The sequence below is a fragment of the Acuticoccus yangtzensis genome (assembly GCF_001927245.1).
Taxonomy (GTDB): domain Bacteria; phylum Pseudomonadota; class Alphaproteobacteria; order Rhizobiales; family Amorphaceae; genus Acuticoccus; species Acuticoccus yangtzensis.
In genome coordinates this window covers 48,498-64,645 of sequence record NZ_MJUX01000006.1, presented here as the reverse complement: position 1 = coordinate 64,645, position 16,148 = coordinate 48,498, and the positions used below count along the sequence as shown (strand labels likewise).

13 protein-coding genes are annotated in these 16,148 nt (G+C 70.3%); 12 read left to right on the top strand and 1 reads right to left on the bottom strand.

Annotation, left to right across the window (positions count from 1 at the left end):
- Positions 1 to 291: 291 nt before the first annotated feature.
- The 12 genes from BIX52_RS15085 to larB all read left to right on the top strand — a co-directional run bounded on the left by BIX52_RS15085 (position 292) and on the right by larB (position 14,969).
- On the top strand, positions 292 to 1,041 hold the full coding sequence (locus BIX52_RS15085) for an ABC transporter ATP-binding protein (protein WP_075221929.1): 750 nt from the start codon (positions 292 to 294) through the stop codon (positions 1,039 to 1,041).
- Entirely contained in the window at positions 1,038 to 1,742 is a 705-nt protein-coding gene (locus BIX52_RS15080; RefSeq protein ID WP_075221928.1) for an ABC transporter ATP-binding protein, read from the top strand. The genes BIX52_RS15085 and BIX52_RS15080 overlap by 4 nt, the downstream gene beginning before the upstream one ends.
- Positions 1,743 to 1,782: 40 nt before the next feature.
- On the top strand, positions 1,783 to 2,991 hold the full coding sequence (locus tag BIX52_RS15075; protein WP_075221927.1) for an ABC transporter substrate-binding protein: 1,209 nt from the start codon (positions 1,783 to 1,785) through the stop codon (positions 2,989 to 2,991).
- Positions 2,992 to 3,058: 67 nt separating this feature from the next.
- On the top strand, positions 3,059 to 3,982 hold the full coding sequence (locus BIX52_RS15070; protein ID WP_425426689.1) for a branched-chain amino acid ABC transporter permease: 924 nt from the start codon (positions 3,059 to 3,061) through the stop codon (positions 3,980 to 3,982).
- Positions 3,982 to 5,001, top strand: a complete 1,020-nt coding sequence (locus BIX52_RS15065) for a branched-chain amino acid ABC transporter permease (protein WP_083660307.1) — start codon at positions 3,982 to 3,984, stop codon at positions 4,999 to 5,001. The genes BIX52_RS15070 and BIX52_RS15065 overlap by 1 nt, the downstream gene beginning before the upstream one ends.
- A 120-nt stretch (positions 5,002 to 5,121) precedes the next feature.
- Complete coding sequence (locus BIX52_RS15060; RefSeq protein WP_075221926.1) at positions 5,122 to 6,087, top strand: NAD-dependent epimerase/dehydratase family protein; 966 nt, start codon at positions 5,122 to 5,124, stop codon at positions 6,085 to 6,087.
- Between the two features lie 195 nt (positions 6,088 to 6,282).
- On the top strand, positions 6,283 to 7,509 hold the full coding sequence (locus BIX52_RS15055) for a metallophosphoesterase family protein (protein WP_075221925.1): 1,227 nt from the start codon (positions 6,283 to 6,285) through the stop codon (positions 7,507 to 7,509).
- Positions 7,509 to 10,970: a YhaN family protein gene (locus tag BIX52_RS23955; RefSeq protein WP_075221924.1), complete on the top strand. Its 3,462-nt coding sequence runs from the start codon at positions 7,509 to 7,511 to the stop codon at positions 10,968 to 10,970. The genes BIX52_RS15055 and BIX52_RS23955 overlap by 1 nt, the downstream gene beginning before the upstream one ends.
- A gap of 61 nt (positions 10,971 to 11,031) precedes the next feature.
- A complete protein-coding gene (locus tag BIX52_RS15045; protein ID WP_075221923.1) occupies positions 11,032 to 12,318 on the top strand; it encodes a nickel pincer cofactor-dependent isomerase, group 22 in 1,287 nt (428 codons plus the stop codon).
- A 1-nt stretch (position 12,319) separates the two neighbouring features.
- Positions 12,320 to 13,462, top strand: a complete 1,143-nt coding sequence (larC, locus tag BIX52_RS15040) for a nickel pincer cofactor biosynthesis protein LarC (RefSeq protein WP_245803209.1) — start codon at positions 12,320 to 12,322, stop codon at positions 13,460 to 13,462.
- Positions 13,459 to 14,307 carry an ATP-dependent sacrificial sulfur transferase LarE gene (gene larE, locus BIX52_RS15035; RefSeq protein ID WP_211098187.1) on the top strand — a complete coding sequence of 283 codons (849 nt, stop codon included), beginning with the start codon at positions 13,459 to 13,461 and terminating at the stop codon, positions 14,305 to 14,307. Before larC ends, larE begins: the two co-directional genes overlap by 4 nt.
- 23 nt (positions 14,308 to 14,330) lie before the next feature.
- Positions 14,331 to 14,969, top strand: coding sequence for a nickel pincer cofactor biosynthesis protein LarB (gene larB / locus BIX52_RS15030; protein ID WP_075221922.1), 639 nt, complete (start codon positions 14,331 to 14,333; stop codon positions 14,967 to 14,969).
- A 344-nt stretch (positions 14,970 to 15,313) separates the two neighbouring features.
- Here the strand turns inward: larB and fghA are convergent, their stop codons facing one another.
- Positions 15,314 to 16,144, bottom strand: a complete 831-nt coding sequence (gene fghA / locus BIX52_RS15025; RefSeq protein ID WP_075221921.1) for an S-formylglutathione hydrolase — start codon at positions 16,142 to 16,144, stop codon at positions 15,314 to 15,316.
- Between the last annotated feature and the right edge of the window lie 4 nt (positions 16,145 to 16,148).

Genomic DNA, 16,148 nt, shown 5'->3' with positions numbered 1-16,148 from the left:
TCCTCAGGTAGCGAGAGTGGCCCGTCTTGTCACCCTCGGACGCGGGGGTGGCGGGTCCGCCGCGTCACCCAAGTGCCGCATTTGCATAAGGTTTGGTCTTGCGAAAGACGTTTCCGCATGCATTGTAGCGCTAAGTGAAAGAAGGATCTAAAAAGATCCAAGGGGAGGTTCGGTGGCGTTCGATCCAATCGATTGGCCACGCGCTAAGGACGGTTCCGCCGCTCTTAGCCGGCTTTGTTGCGCGCACTGGGGTGGACCTTCTGTGGACATCACAGAGCGAGGCCCTGAACATTGACGGATATCGCGATCGAGACTGAAGGGCTGACGAAGCAATTCGGCGGTTTCTATGCCGTTCAAGGCGTCAATCTTCAGGTTAAACGGCACACCATTCATGCGCTGATCGGTCCCAACGGGGCCGGGAAGAGCACCTGTTTCAACCTTATCACGAAGTTCCTTCAGCCGAGCTCGGGGAAAATCCGGCTCAACGGACAGGACATCACGACCACCAAGCCCGCTGCCCTGGCGCGCCGCGGCATGGTGCGCTCGTTCCAGATTTCCTCGGTCTTCCCGCACCTGACGTGCGCGGAGAACGTGCGCGTCGCCCTGCAGCGGCAGATGCACAACTCGTTCAAGTTCTGGAAGCCGGAAAGCGTGCTCCACGAACTCGACGACGAGGTCGACGAGATTCTGAAATCGGTCGGGCTGTGGGACATGCGCGGCGCCATGGCGGTGGAGCTGTCCTATGGCCGCAAGCGCCTGCTGGAGCTTGCGACGACGCTCGCCCTGAAGCCCGAGGTTCTCTTGTTCGACGAGCCGATGGCGGGGATGTCCACCGGCGACATCCAGATGGTGGTCGACCTCATCCGCAAGGCGGCCGAAGGGCGCACCGTGCTGATGGTGGAGCACAACATGGGCGTGGTGGCGGACCTGTCGGACACCATCACCGTTCTGCAGCGCGGCCAGGTGCTGGCCGAGGGGTCCTACGAAGAGGTCTCCAACAACCCCGAAGTGCGCGCCGCCTACATGGGAGGCCACGCATGACCGAGCCGCTGCTGAAGGTCGCCGGCCTCAACGCCTGGTACGGCGAAAGCCACATCCTGCACGGCATGGATTTCGAGGTGCGGCCGGGCGAGGTCGTCACGCTGATCGGCCGCAACGGCGCCGGCAAGACGACGACGCTGCGCGCCATCATGGGGATGGTGAAGAACCGCACCGGCTCCGTCCTTCTGGGCGGCACCGAGACGGTGAAGATGCCGGCCGAGCGGGTCGCCCGCCTCGGTATCGCCATCTGCCCGGAGGAGCGGGGGATCTTCTCCTCGCTCAACGTGACGGAGAACCTGACCCTGCCGCCGGTGATCGCCGAGGGCGGCATGTCGCTGGAGGAGGTGTACAGCCTTTTCCCGATCCTGAAGGAGCGCGGCAAGAGCCAGGGCACCAAACTCTCGGGCGGTGAGCAGCAGATGCTCGCCATCGCCAGAATTCTGCGCACCGGCGCCAAGCTCCTGATGCTCGACGAGCCGACGGAGGGTCTTGCACCGGTGATCGTGGAGCAGATCGGCAAAACGATCCAAGAACTGAGAAAACGCGACTTCACCATCCTGCTGGTGGAGCAGAACTTCCGCTTCGCATCGTCCGTGGCGGACCGGCACTACGTCGTCGAGCATGGCAACGTGATCGACGAGATCGCCAACGAGGCGATCGACCAGAACCGTGAGAAGCTGACCCAGTATCTGGGCGTCTGACGGTCGAACCAACGAAAATTCAATAAGGGGAGTGAGTCACATGGGTCTGAAGAAAGCCCTTCTGGCAGGTGTCGCGGGTCTGGCGATGACTGCGAGCGCGCAGGCGCAATATTCCAACGACGGCATCACCATCGGCGTCCTCACCGACATGTCCGGCGTTTATGCCGACGTCGGCGGCCAGGGCTCGGTCGTGGCCGCGCAGATGGCGCTGGAAGATTTCGGCGACTTCAACGGCAAGCCGGTGAACCTCGTGTCCGCCGACCACCAGAACAAGGCCGACATCGGCGCCAACATCGCCCGCCAGTGGGCCGATACTGACGGTGTCGACGCGATCTTCGACATCCTGAACTCGGCGGTGGGCCTCGCCGTGCAGCAGGTCGCGACCGAGAAGAACATCGTGTCGATGAACTCCGGCGCCGCCACCACCGCGCTCACCAACGAGCAGTGCTCGCCCAACGGCGTCCACTACGTCTACGACACCTACGCGCTGGCCACCGGCACCGGCGGCGCGATGGTGAAGGAAGGCGGCGATTCCTGGTTCTTCATCGTCGCCGACTACGCCTTCGGCCATGCGCTCGAGGCCGACACCTCCAACGCCGTGAAGAACGCCGGCGGTGAGATCCTCGGCTCGGTGCGCGCGCCGCTGTCCAACCAGGACTTCTCGTCCTTCCTGCTGCAGGCCCAGGCGTCCGGCGCCAAGGTCATCGGCCTCGCCAACGCGGGTGGCGACACCGTCAACTCCATCAAGCAGGCGCAGGAATTCGGCATCGTGGCGGCGGGTCAGTCGCTGGCCGGCCTCCTCATCTTCCTCACCGACATCCACGCCCTCGGCCTCGAGACGACGGCCGGTCTGACGATCACCACCGGCTGGTACTGGGACCTCAACGACGAGACCCGCGCCTTCTCCGAGCGGTTCGCCGAGCGTCACAACGGCGTCAAGCCGACGATGGTTCAGGCGGGCGTCTATTCGTCGGTGATGAACTATCTGAAGGCGGCGCAGGATGCCGGCACGGACGACGGCAAGAAGGTCGTCGACCAGCTCCAGACGATGGAGATCAACGACGTGTTCGCGCAGGGCGGCAAGATCCGCGAGGACGGTCTGCACTTCCACGACATGTACCTGGCTCAGATCAAGAGCCCCGAGGAGTCGAAGGGCCCCTGGGACTACTACAACATCGTCTCGACCATTCCGGCGGCCGAAGCCTATCAGGCGCTGGAAGACGTGCGCTGCCCGACGCTGAACAACTAAGCCACCCCTCCGGTAACGAGAGCCGGCCCCGTCGCCCGGGGCCGGCAACCCCGCGAAAGGTTTCCTCGTGATCGAATTCCTTGGCGTCCCGCTGCCGCTCTTCATGGGCCAGCTGCTCATCGGGCTTATCAACGGGTCGTTCTATGCCGTCCTTTCGCTGGGGCTGGCTCTGATCTTCGGCCTTCTCAACATCGTAAACTTCGCCCACGGCGCGCTTTACATGGTGGGGGCCTTCGTCGCCTATCTTCTGCTGCAGTTCATCGGCATCGGCTATTGGCCGGCTCTGATCCTGGCCCCGGTCATCGTCGCCGGGCTGGGCATGCTGATCGAGCGCTTCCTGCTGCGCCCGCTGCACGACCTCGACCATCTCTACGGCCTGCTCCTGACCTTCGGTCTGGCGCTGGTGCTGGAAGGCACCTTCCGCCACTTCTACGGCGTGTCGGGCATGCCCTATTCCATCCCCGATTCGCTCGCCGGGGCGCAGCGACTGATGGTGCCCACCTGGCTGACGGGTGAAGACCCCGTCTTCATGATGGCGCTGCCCAATTATCGCGCCTGGGTGATCGTCGCCTCGCTCATCGTCTGCACCGCCACCTGGATCCTCATCGAGCGCACCAAGCTCGGCGCGCTGATGCGGGCGGCCACCGAGAAGCCCGACCTCGTGCGCGCCTTCGGCGTCAACGTTCCGGCCCTCATCACGCTGACCTACGGGCTGGGCGTCGGCCTCGCCGCCTTCGCCGGCGTGCTCGCCGCGCCGATCTACTCGGTGAACCCGATCATGGGCTCCAACATCATCATCGTGGTGTTCGCCATCGTCGTGATCGGCGGCCTCGGATCCATCGGCGGGGCGATCGTCTCCGGCTTCCTGCTCGGCGTCATCGAGGGCATCACCAAGGTCTTCTATCCCGAGGCGTCCAACGTCGTGATCTTCGTCGTGATGGCCATCGTTCTCATCGTCCGCCCGGCGGGCCTGTTCGGAAAGGGCGCGTGATGGCTTCCAAGACCAGCGGAAACTGGAAGGGCTGGGCGCAGTTCGCCGTGGCGATCGCCGCGCTCATCGTGCTGCCCTTCTTCCTCTACCCGGTGTTCCTGGCGAAGGTGTTGTGCTTCGCGCTCTTCGCGGCGGCCTTCAACCTCCTGCTCGGCTTCGCGGGGCTTCTGTCCTTCGGCCATGCCGCCTTCTTCGGCTTCTCCGCCTACGTCTCGGCGCACGCGGCCAAGGAGTGGGGCTTCACCCCGGAGCTCGCGATCCTGGCGGGGACCGTCGTGGCGGCCTTCCTGGGCGCGGTCATCGGCCTTCTCGCCATCCGCCGGCAGGGCATCTACTTCGCCATGGTGACCTTGGCGCTGGCGCAGATGGTCTTCTTCATCTGCATCCAGGCCCCGTTCACCCACGGTGAAGACGGCATCCAGGGCGTGCCGCGCGGCCACTTCCTCGGCATCGTCGACCTCGAATCCAACTTCGCCATCTACTACTTCGTCCTCGCCGTCTTCCTGATCGGCGTGATGGTCATCTACCGGACGGTCCATTCCCCCTTCGGCCAGGTGCTGAAGTCGATCCGCGAGAACGAGCCCCGCGCCATCTCGCTGGGGTATGACGCGGACCGGTACAAGCTGATGGCCTTCATCCTGTCGGCGACGATCGCGGGGATGGCCGGGTCCACCAAGGTGCTGGTGTTCAAGCTCGCATCGTTGACGGACGTGGCGTGGCAGATGTCGGGAGAGGTGGTGCTGATGACGATCCTCGGCGGTGTCGGGACGATGCTGGGGCCGATCGTCGGCGCCTCGATCATCGTCACCATGCAGAACTATCTCGCCGAGGTGGGGCAGTTGACGCTGATCATTCAGGGCCTCGTCTTCATGTTCTGCGTGCTGCTCTTCCGGCGCGGCATCGTCGGTGAGATCAAGCACCGCTGGACCCAGATGCGCGGCGGCAAGGACGAGCCGGCGCACCTCAGCCCCGGCAAGGCCACCGGCGAGACGGACGGCGCCCCGGTCACCCATGGCTAAGCTGGTCCGGGGCGCGCTGCACCCCGGACAGCACTCTGTCGCCGAAGCGCGAACGCCCGGATCCAGCCGCGCTTCGCGGGCGCGGACGTCCAAATTCTGCCGCGCCTCGCGGGCGCGGCGATGACCCACGTCCTGATCACCGGAGCGGCCGGCTTTATCGGCCGCGCGGTGGTCGACGCCCTGGCCGCCCGCGTGGCGGCGGGGGGATCGGGCCGCCTCGCTCAGCTTTCGACCCTCACCCTGTTCGACCGCGCCCCGGCGAACGCGCGGGTCGAGGGGGCGGCCACCAAGGTCGCGCTCGGCAACATGGTCGCCACCGACCTTGCCGGTCTCGTCTCCCCGGCGGACATCATCATCCACCTCGCCGCGTCGCTGACCTTGGCGGCCGAGACCGATGTGCCCGGTGGGTTCGACATCAACCTTCACGCCGCGCTGCGGCTCATCGAGGCGGCGGGGCGGAGCGGGCGCCATCCCGTCCTCGTCTTCTCCTCCAGCATCGCCGTCTTCGGCGGCGCGCTCCCAGAGCGTGTCAGCGAGGCGACCCGTCCTGCACCGGCGACGTGCTACGGCACCGCCAAGGCGATGGTGGAGCTTGCGCTGGCCGACGCCACCCGCCGCGGGGCGGTGGACGGGCGAACGCTGCGCATCCCGATCGTCGTCACACGGCCGGGCGTGCCCACCAGCATGGTGTCCGACATCGTCGCCGAACTGATCCGCGGTCCGCTGCTCGGCCGCGACGTGGTGTCCCCGTTGGACCCGGACCGGCCCTTCGCGATCGTCACCGCCGAGCGCGTCTCCAACACCCTGCTGGACCTTGCCGAGCGTCCCGCCGCGCACCTTCCCGCGGACCGTGTCGTGCATCAGCCGGGGTTGACGGTGACGCCGCGCATGCTGGTCGACAGCCTGGCCCGCGTGGCTGGGACGGACGTCGCCGAGCGTGTCACCTTTGCGCCCGACCCGGCCGTTGCCGCGGTCGTCGCCGGCTGGCCGAGCGTCTTCGCCAGCGATGCGCCGAGCCCGCCCGGCGCCGACGCCGACGTCGACAAGGTCGTCGCGGCCGCCGCACGCCGGTTCTTCAAAGCCTGACAGTCCGGACCAGAGGGTCTCGTCGAAGCACCTGCGTGGCAGACGCGGGCGGCAGCGGTCCCGGCCGCGAGGCCCCATGGTCGGAAGGGTTCGCCCGTCACGCCGCGCTGCGGGGCGGGCCGCTGGGGACGCGGCGCCTCATCCCCTTTCCAATCGGCCGCCGCGTGCTCTAAGCCTCGCTGTCTGGAGGATGGCGTGGCGACTTTTCGTTTTCTGCACGCGGCCGACCTGCACCTCGGCAGCCCCTTCAAGGGCCTCACCGTGCGCGACGCGGCGGTCGCGGCGCGCTTTGCCGAGGCGACCCGCACCGCCTTCACCCGCCTCGTCGACGAGGCGCTGGCCGCCCGCGTCGCCTTCGCCGTCATCGCCGGCGACATCTATGACGGGGCGTGGAAGGACAACAGCGTCGGCCTGTTCTTCAACCGCGAGATCGCGCGCCTGTCGCGGGCGGGGATCCCGGTATATCTCCTGCGCGGCAACCACGATGCCGAAAGCGTCGTCACCAAGACCATCGCGCTCCCCGACGGCGTTCACGAATTCCCCACCGGAACCGCCGCGACGTTCACGCTGCCGGAGCTGAAGGTCGCGCTCCACGGGCGCGGTTTCGCCGAGCGCGCCGCCGAAGAGAACCTCGTCGCCACCTATCCGGCGCCGGTGGCCGGTCACCTCAATATCGGCGTCCTCCACACCTCGCTGACCGGCCACACGGCCCACGCCACCTACGCGCCCTGCACCGTCGAGGAGCTGGCCGCGCGCGGTTACGACTATTGGGCGCTCGGCCACGTCCATGACTTTCAGCGCGTGGCGGAGGATCCGGTGGTGGTCTTCCCCGGCAACATCCAAGGCCGCAGCGTGCGCGAGACGGGGGAGAAGGGCGCCGTCATCGTCACCGTGGAGGACGGGCGGGTGGCGGACGTGGAACGGCTCATCGTCGACGAGGCGCGCTGGGGCCTCGCGGGGGTGGACATCACGGGCGCGCAGGAGCTGGCCGAGGTGCTGACCGCCGTGGAGGCCGCCGTCGCCGCGGAGACCGCGGGGCTCGGCGAGCGCACCATGGCGCTGCGCGTGCGGCTGACCGGGACCACCCCTTTGCGGGCGGCGCTCCTCGGCGCCCGCGGCCAATTGCGCGACGATGTCGAGGCCGCCTGCCAGCGCGTCCACGCCGATGTGTGGCTGGAGGCGGTCAAGCTCGACCTCACCGCACCGGACGGCCCGGCGCCGGACCTCGGCTTCGACCTCGCCGCCTCGCTGGACGCGCTCGCCGCCGACCCGGAATTCACCGCCCGTGCCGAGGCGCTGGTCGGCGAAATCGCCGTGAAACTGCCGGGCGGGCGCGCCGCGGAGGAGGCGCCGCTGGGTGACGACCTCGCCGCCTTGATCGCCGAGGCGGCGGCCCTCGTGGCGCTCAGGGCGCGCGGCTGATGCGCTTCTCCCGTCTCGCCTTCATCCGCTATGCCGGCTACACCGACCGCACGTTGACATTCGCGCCGGACGCCGCGCTCCACGTCGTCTACGGTCCCAACGAGGCGGGCAAGTCGTCCGCCCTCGCCGCGATCTCCGACCTTCTGTTCGGCTTTCCGCACGCCATCTCCGCCGACTTCCTGCACGATGCGGGCAAGCTGAGGCTGGGCGCCACGCTCACCGGCCGGTCGGGCGAGACGATCGCCTTCCGCCGCCGCCGCGGCCGCAAGGACACGCTGCTTGAGGACCAGGACGGCGACGTCGCGATGCGCGACGATGCGCTGGCCCCGTGGCTGGGCGGGCTGACGCGCGACATCTTCGCCGCCTCCTTCGGCCTCAACTCCGACACGCTGCGGGCGGGGGCGGAGGATATGCTGAAGCCGGGCGGCGAGCTCGGCTCGGTGGTGATGGCGGCGGCGTCCGGTCTCACCGGCCTCGCCGCGTTGCGCGGGGCGCTCGATGAGGAAGCGGGCCTCCTCTACAAGCCGCAGGGCCGCAAGCTCGCCCTCAACGAAGCGCGCGACAGGTTCACCGTCGCCGAGAAGGCGGAGCGGGCCGGCGAGTTGAAGGGCAGCGCCTGGCGCGAGCTGAACAAGGCGATCGCCGAGGCGGAGGCGACCCTCGCCGAGACGCGCAAGGCGCGCGAGGCGGTGGTCGCCGAAGAAAAGCGCATCGACACCCTGAGCGCGCTGCGCAGCGTGGTGGCCGAGATCGACGCGGGCGCCGAGGTGCTGGCGGGCTTCGCGGACCTTTCCGCCGTGCCGCCGGGGCTGGCGGACGACCTCTCCGCCCACCTCGCCGCCCTCGCCGAGGCCGAACGGCGCCGCGGCGAGGCGGCCGACGCTGTGGACGCCGCCCGCCGCCGCCACGGCGCGATCACGGTCGACGAGGCGATGGCGGCCGCCGCAGCGAAGGTGCAGGCGGTGCTGGCCGAGAGCGGCGCTTACGCTGCGGTGCTGGACGAGCGTCCCGCCGTGGTGCGAGCGCGCGAGGAAGCGGCGGCCGAGATCGCCGCCTGTGCGCGCCGTCTCGGCCTTCATGCGGCGGGCGACGATCCGCCGGGGCTCGCCGCGCGCCAGCCTGCCGACGCCGCCCTCGGCCGCGCCGCGGACGCCGCCGCCGCGGTGCGCGAGGCGGATGCGGCGCTGCAGGCCAACGCCCGCGCCGCCGCCGCGGCCAGGAGCGCGCTCGCCGGCCTCGGCGATGCCGCGGGGCCGTCCCTCACCGATCCGCGGCCCGCCAAGGCGAGCCTTGCCGCACTCGCCGACCGGCTGACCGCGCTGAAGGCACGCCCCGGCATGGCGGCCGCCCTCGCCGGTGTGCGGCGCGCGGTGGAGGAGGGGGCCGCGGCGCTCGTCCCCGTCCCCGATCTCGCCGACCCCGGCCTTGCCGCGTTGCCCGAGGCCGCCCGCCTCGCCAGTCACGTCGAGCGGCTGCGCGAGATCGAGCGCACGGGACGCGAGGCGCAGGCGCGACTGCGCGAGCAGAAGGCCAAGCACGATGTCGTGGCCCAGCGCATCGCCGCCGCGGAAGCCGCGGGGCCGGTGCCGAGCGCCGAGGCGATCACCGCCGCCCGCAGAGCCCGCGACGCCGCCCTCGGCGCGCTGGCGGACGCCGCCACCGGCGCCGCGCCGCTGCTGGACGCAGGCGCCGCCGACACCGGCCGCCGCCTGACCCGCGAGGCGGACGACCTGTCCGACCAAGCCTTCGCCGAGGCAAAGCGGGTCGAGACCTACGCGGCGCTGAAAGCCGAGGCGGCCGAGCTTGCCACCGACATCGCCCGGCGCGAGGCCGACATCGCCGACATGCGCGCCGACCTCGCCGCCGAGCGCGAGGCCTTTCGCGCCCCCTTCCTGGCGCTGGGGCTGGAGCCCGGCCGCACCGACGAGATGGTGGAATGGCGCCGCCGCGTCGCGGACCTCCTCGAAAAGCGGGTCGAAGCGGATAGCCTCGCCGACGAGCTCGCCGCGCTGGCCGCCGAAGACGCGGCGACGACGAAGGCCCTCGCCGCCATCGGCGCGCACGTCGGCCTGACCCTGGACGAGCTTCCGGCCGATGCGATGGCCGCGCGGCTCGCCGGCCGCATCGGGGAACTCGAGGACGCCTGGGCCGCCGGGCAGCAGACTCTCGGCCGCCGCGACCACCTTCTCGGCGAGATCGCCCGCCTGGAGGCCGAGGCCGTGCGCGGCGCCGAGGTGCGCGAGACTGCCGCCGCTGCCCTCGCCGCCGCCGCCGAGGGGATCGGTCTCTCCGGCGCGGCGACGCCGTCCGAGGTGGACATCACCATCGGCCTCTGGCGCGAGCTTCCGGCGCTGGCGGCGCGCGAGGCCGCCGCCGTGCGCCGTCTTGAGACGCTGAGCGAGACCAAGGCGCGGTTCGAGGCGGGGGTCGCCGCGCTCGTCGATGCGCTGGCGCCGGACCTTGCCGGAGTCGCCCCGGCCGCCGCCTGCGCCGAACTCGCCGAGCGCGCCGCCGCCGCCCGTGCCGCGCGCGAGCGCCGCGCCGCCGCCGCCGAAACGCTGGTGACCGCCGAAGAGATCCTCACCGAGCGGACCGCCGTGCTCGCCCGCACCGAGGCCGCCGCCGACGCCGCATTCGCCCACCTGCCGGACGGCGACCGCGTGCAGCTCGCCGCCCGCCTCCACCAGCGCGACGAGGCGGACGCCGGTCTGAAGGCCTGCCGCCGCCGTTTCGCCGAGATCGCCCCCGGCGAGGACGAGGCGGACGTGCGCGCCCAGCTCGCCCGGCTCGATCCCAACGCCGCCGGGGCGCGGCGGGATGAGCTTTCCCGCGAGGCCGCGCGGCTCGGCGAGGAAGAGAACGTCGCCTACGCGGCGTTGCGCGAGAAGCGGGGCGAGCGGGACAGGCTCGGCACAGGCGGCGGCACCGAGCAGGCGGTGTTCGACAAGAACGCCGCCGCCGCCGAGGCCGAGGGCATCGCCCGCAACTGGGCCGTCCTCAAAATCGCCTCCTCGCTGCTTTCGGCGGCGATCGAGCGGCAGCGCCAGCTTCACCATGGCCCGTTGATCGAGCGGGCGGGGGCGCTCTTCGCGATGCTCACCAACGGCGCCTATGACGGGCTCGCCCAGCGCATCGACGAGAACGACCGGCTGCAGCTCTACGCCGCCAAGGACGGCGACGTTCTGGACCGCGCCGCGCTGTCGGACGGGACGCGCGATCAGCTCTTCCTGGCGCTGCGCCTCGCCATCGTCGAGGATTATGCGAGCCGCAACGAGCCGGCGCCCTTCATCGGCGACGACATCTTCCAGACCTTCGACGACGACCGCACGGCCGCCGGCCTCGCGGCGCTGGCCGACTTCGGCGCAACGGTGCAGCCGATCCTCTTTGCCCACCACCGCAGCGTGGTCGACATCGCACGCGAGCGGCTCGGCGAACGTGTCGACGTGATTGAGCTCGGCTGATCTTCGCCACGGGCGCCGCACCGTGCTATAGGCGGATCAAAAGAGAGCCTGGGAGGCCAATGTGAACGTTCTGGAACGCCTGATCGGTGATGTGACGCTGCCCAACATGGTGCGCGTGCGCCAGAAGTTCGCCGACGATCACATCGCCGACGTCGCTGCCGCCGTGCTGGAGGGCCTTGCCGCCCCGGCCATCACCGGCCGCGTGACGCCGGGCATGTCGATCGCCATCGCCGTCGGCAGCCGCGGCCTCGCCGATCTGCCGATCCTCGTCGCCGCCACGGTGAAGGGGCTGAAGGCGATGGGGGCGGAGCCCTTCATCGTCCCCGCGATGGGGAGCCACGGCGGCGCGACGGCCGAGGGGCAGGCGCTGCTTCTCAACGGTCTCGGCGTCACCGAGGAGGCGGTCGGCGCGCCGATCCGCTCGTCGATGGAAACCGTCTCGCTCGGCACCCTGCCCAACGGCCTGCCGGTGTTGATGGACCGCCACGCCTTCGAGGCGGACGGGATCGTCGTCATCAACCGCATCAAGGCGCACACCTCCTTCTCGGCTCCGATCGAATCGGGCCTCGCCAAGATGATCACCATCGGCCTCGGCAAGCAGGAGGGGGCGGCGAGCTGTCACGCCATGGGCTTCGGCTACATGGCCGACAACGTGGTCGACATGGCGAAGATCAAGCTCGACCAGTGCAAGATCCTCTTCGGCGTCGCCACGGTGGAGAACTCCTACGACAAGATCTGCACCGTCGCCGTGGTGCCGGCCGAGGACATCCTGACGCGCGAGCCGGAGCTTCTGAAGGAATCCAAGGCGCGCATGCCGCGCATCATGTTCAACCCGCTCGACGTTCTGGTGGTCGACTGGATGGGCAAGGAATTTTCCGGCACCGGGATGGACCCCAACATCACCGGCCGCGCCTCCACCACGCTGGTTCAGGGCACCTTGACGACAACGCGCATGGTGGTGCTGGACCTGACGAAGAAGGGCGGCGGCAACGCCACAGGCATCGGCCTGGCGGACGTGACGACGCGCAAACTGTTCGAGAAGATGGACCTCGTCGCCACCTACGCGAACCACATCACGTCGACCGTGCTGTCGGGCGCCAGGATCCCGATGATCATGGAGACGGACAAGCTCGCCATCATGGCGGCGATCCGCACCTGCAACGCGCTCGACATGAGCAAGCTGCGCGTGGTGCGGGTCCCCAACACGCTGCACATCGGCGAAATATCCATCTCCGAGGCGCTGCTGGACGAGGCGCGGGCGAACCCGGACATCGAGATCCTGTCGGATCCCGAGCCGATGCAATTCGACGCTTCGGGGACGATCGCCGAGTTCGCCCTCGTCCACTGACGTGACACCGTTCCACGTTCATCTCGACCCCGTGGGGGGCGCGGCGGGTGACATGTTCGCCGCCGCGATGCTGGCCGCACGGCCGGATCTCGCCCCCCGCGTCTTCGCCGACACCGCCGCCGTGCTGCCGGACGGCCTCAGCGCAACGCTGACCGACGGCACGTCCGGCGCGCTCACCGGCTGCCGCTTCGCCCTCACCGGCAAGGCGGACGGGCGCCCCACCACCTACGCCGCCTTCCGCGATCGCATCGCCGCCGCGGGCCTGTCGCACGGGACGGCGGCGGCGGCGCAGGACATGCTCAAGCGTCTCGCCCGCGCGGAGGCGGCGATCCACGACGTGCCGCTGGAGCGCGTCCATTTTCACGAGATCGCCGACTGGGACACGCTGATGGACCTCGTCGCGGCGGGCTCCATCATGGCCGCGATGGGTGCCACGTGGAGCATCGGCCCGCTGCCGCTGGGGCGCGGCCAGGTGCGCACGGCGCACGGCGCGCTGCCGGTGCCGGCGCCCGCGACCGCCGCCATCCTGAGCGGCTACGACTGGCACGACGACGGCATCCCCGGTGAGAGGGTGACGCCGACGGGGGCGGCCATCCTCGCCGGGCTGACCGGCGGGGCAGGGAGCGGGACGCATCCGGGCGGCCGGCTGACGGCGGTGGGCCATGGGCTCGGCACGCGGCCGCTTCCGGGTGTGCCCAACGTTCTGAGGGCCACCGTGTTCGAGACGGCGGCGGCCCGGTCGGAACGCACCGAGATCCTGTCTTTCGAGGTGGACGACATGACCGGCGAGGAGATCGCCACGGCGGCGGACCGGCTGCGCACCGTGCACGGGGTGCGCGATCTGGTGCTGATCCCGGCCTTCGGCAAGAAGGGCCGGCCGGTGACGCGGATCGAGGTGCAGGCGGACCCCGCCTTCGCCGCCGCGGTGGTGGAGGAGGTGTTTGCGCAGACCTCCACCTTGGGCGTGCGCCGGCAGGAGATGCGGCGCGATATTCTGCCGCGCGCGAAGGATTTGGCGCAGGGGCATCCGGTGAAGTCGGCGCTGCGGCCCGGCGGTGTGGTCACCACGAAGATCGAGCAGGACGCCTTGACGGACGAGACGCTCGACGCGCGCCGCCGCACCGCCCGCGAGGCCGAGCAATGAGCGCGGCGGAAGCGGTGGCCGACGCGGTTGCGAAGGCGGCGCCGGACGTTGAGGCCGCGCGGGCCCGGCTCGACGCGGCGCTGGCGGATGCCCCCGGCGGCTGGACGATCGCCGTCTCCGGCGGCGTCGATTCCATGACGCTGGCGACGCTCGCCCACCGCCGGCTCGGCGCGGCGCCGCTGATGGTCCACGCCACCTCGCCCGCAGTCCCGTCCGACGCGCGGTCGCGGGTGGAGGCTCACGCGGCGGCCGAGGGCTGGCGGCTGACGGTGATCGACGCGGGCGAGTTCGCCGACGCGGACTACCGCGCCAACCCGGTGAACCGCTGCTATTTCTGCAAATCCCGCCTCTATGGGGCGATCGACGCGGTGATCCGCGCCTCGGCCGGTGGCGCGGTCGCCTCGGGCACCAACATGGACGATCTCGGCGACTACCGTCCCGGCCTCGCGGCGGCGGAGGAGAAGCGGGTGCGCCATCCCTTCGTGGAAGCCGCGATCGACAAGCGCCTGGTGCGGGCGTTGGCGGCGGCGGAGGGGCTCGCTTTCGCGGCGCTGCCAGCGCAGCCGTGCCTGTCGAGCCGGGTGGAGACGGGGATTGCGATCCAGCCCGCGGACCTTGCGTTCATCGACACGCTCGAGGCGCGGCTGCGCGCTGCGCTGGCGGGGCCCGTCGCGGTGCGGGTGCGTCTCAGGCGGGCGGGTATCGCTGTAGAGACGGGTGCCGCGGCGGCGCAATGGGGTCCGCTGGAGGCGCTGGCGGCGGAGGCGTGTGCCGCGTCGGGCCGGCCGTTCCTGGGCGTCGAGCCGTACCGAATGGGCTCGGCCTTCCTGAAGGCCGCGCTTTGACCGGATTGGACGCGCCAGCGATCATGGACTGGGACCGCGAGGCGCGCACGGGGCTTCCGGAGGCGGTCTTCGCGGCCGGCAAGACCCCGGCGCAGATCGAGGCGATCGTGGCGGACGCCGGGGAGCGCCGCCTGCTGCTGACCCGTCTCGACGCCGCCCGCCATGCCGCGCTGACCCCGGCGACCCGCGACGCGCTCGACTATCACCCGCTTTCGGCCACGGCGATCCTGAACGGCTGCGCTGCGGCGCGGCCGGGCCGCATCGCGGTGGTGACGGGCGGCCTTGCCGACATGCCGGCCGCCACCGAGGCGCTGCGGACGCTGGCCTTCTGCGGCGTGACGGCCGAGCTCGTCGCCGATGTCGGCGTCGCGGGGCTGTGGCGTCTGATGGGCCGTCTCGACGAGATCCGCGCCGCCGACGTGGTGATCGCGGTGGCCGGCATGGAGGGGGCGATTTTCTCGGTTCTGGCGGGGCTGGTCGCGGCGCCGATCATCGCTTTGCCGGTGTCGGTCGGCACGGGGGTGAGCGAAGGGGGGCGTCTGGCGCTTCACTCGGCGCTGGGGAGCTGTGCACCGGGGCTCGTCGCGGTGAACATCGACAACGGCTTCGGCGCGGCGCAGGCGGCGCTGAGGATTTTGGGCCCTCGTCCGCCCGCATCGTGATGCGCTGAAGGAGAAGGGCGGGGTCAAGGTTTCGCCCGGACCCGCGCGCAGTCCGCCCTCTCAAGGGCGGGCGAGCACGGGGAGGACGGAGCCTTGACGCCGCCCGTCTCCTTCACAGCCTTGTAACAGGTGGTCGGTCTCGGGCTTCTTAGCCCGAACTGGCCGCCTGCCCGTCAACCGCGGTGCTCCGCGGTTGAGGCATGGCCGCGCTCATGTCCGCAAGCGGACATGAGTGGCGAAGCGGAGGGAGCGCGAGGGGGGAACTCCCCTCGCTGCAGCGGATCCACCGGCACGGAGCTCGGTGGAACGCCGGTGGGTGCTGCAGCCCGTTTCAGCAGCCGACGTCAGGCGAGGCGCTGGGTGTGCCACGCCACATGCTCGGCCATGAAGGTCGAGATGAAGTAGTACGAGTGGTCGTAGCCCTGTTGGGTGCGCAGGGTGAGGTCGATCCCGGCGTCGGCGCAGGCTTTGGCGAGGAGCTCGGGCCTCAGCTGGGTGATGACGAACGTATCGGACTCGCCCTGGTCGACCAGGATTTCCGGCACCCGAGCCCCGTCCTCGATGAGCGCGACGGCGTCGTATTGGCGCCAGGCGGCCGTGTCGGCGCCCAGGTAGGCGGGCAGCGCCTTGCGGCCCCACGGCACCTGTGATGGGGCGACGATCGGCGCGAAGGCGGACACGCTCCGATAGCGGGCCGGATTGCGCAGGGCGATGGTGAGCGCGCCGTGGCCGCCCATCGAGTGGCCGAAGATCGACTGGCGATCCGCGGCCGCGGGGAAGTTGGCGGCGACGAGGGCGGGAAGCTCCTCCTCGACATAGGTTTTCATTTGGTAGTGGGGTGCCCAGGGCGCCTCGGTGGCGTCGACATAGAAGCCGGCGCCTTGGCCGAGGTCGTAGGCCTCGTCGTCGGCGACATCTTCGCCGCGCGGGCTGGTGTCGGGGCATACGACGATGACGCCCGCTTGCGCGGCGGCCTCGCGATATTCGCCCTTTTCCATCACGTTGGCGTGGGTGCAGGTCAGGCCGCTGAGGTAGGTGAGGACGGGGACGGGGCCGCTGGCTGCCTGGGGCGGCAGGTAGACCGCGAAGGTCATGGCGGTGCCGGTGGCTGCCGAAGCGTGGCGGCAGACGAGCTGTTCACCGCCGAACGCGGCCCAGCGCGAAACGATCTCCATGGGA

What these genes read in the sequence shown, in the direction of transcription:
- BIX52_RS15080 (WP_075221928.1), top strand. Translation starts at nt 1,038, where the DNA reads ATGACCGAGCCGCTGCTGAAGGTCGCCGGCCTCAACGCCTGGTACGGC.
- BIX52_RS15075 (WP_075221927.1), top strand. Translation starts at nt 1,783, where the DNA reads ATGGGTCTGAAGAAAGCCCTTCTGGCAGGTGTCGCGGGTCTGGCGATG.
- BIX52_RS15065 (WP_083660307.1), top strand. Translation starts at nt 3,982, where the DNA reads ATGGCTTCCAAGACCAGCGGAAACTGGAAGGGCTGGGCGCAGTTCGCC.
- BIX52_RS15060 (WP_075221926.1), top strand. Translation starts at nt 5,122, where the DNA reads ATGACCCACGTCCTGATCACCGGAGCGGCCGGCTTTATCGGCCGCGCG.
- BIX52_RS23955 (WP_075221924.1), top strand. Translation starts at nt 7,509, where the DNA reads ATGCGCTTCTCCCGTCTCGCCTTCATCCGCTATGCCGGCTACACCGAC.
- larE (WP_211098187.1), top strand. Translation starts at nt 13,459, where the DNA reads ATGAGCGCGGCGGAAGCGGTGGCCGACGCGGTTGCGAAGGCGGCGCCG.
- larB (WP_075221922.1), top strand. Translation starts at nt 14,331, where the DNA reads ATGGACTGGGACCGCGAGGCGCGCACGGGGCTTCCGGAGGCGGTCTTC.
- fghA (WP_075221921.1), bottom strand. Translation starts at nt 16,144, where the DNA reads ATGGAGATCGTTTCGCGCTGGGCCGCGTTCGGCGGTGAACAGCTCGTC.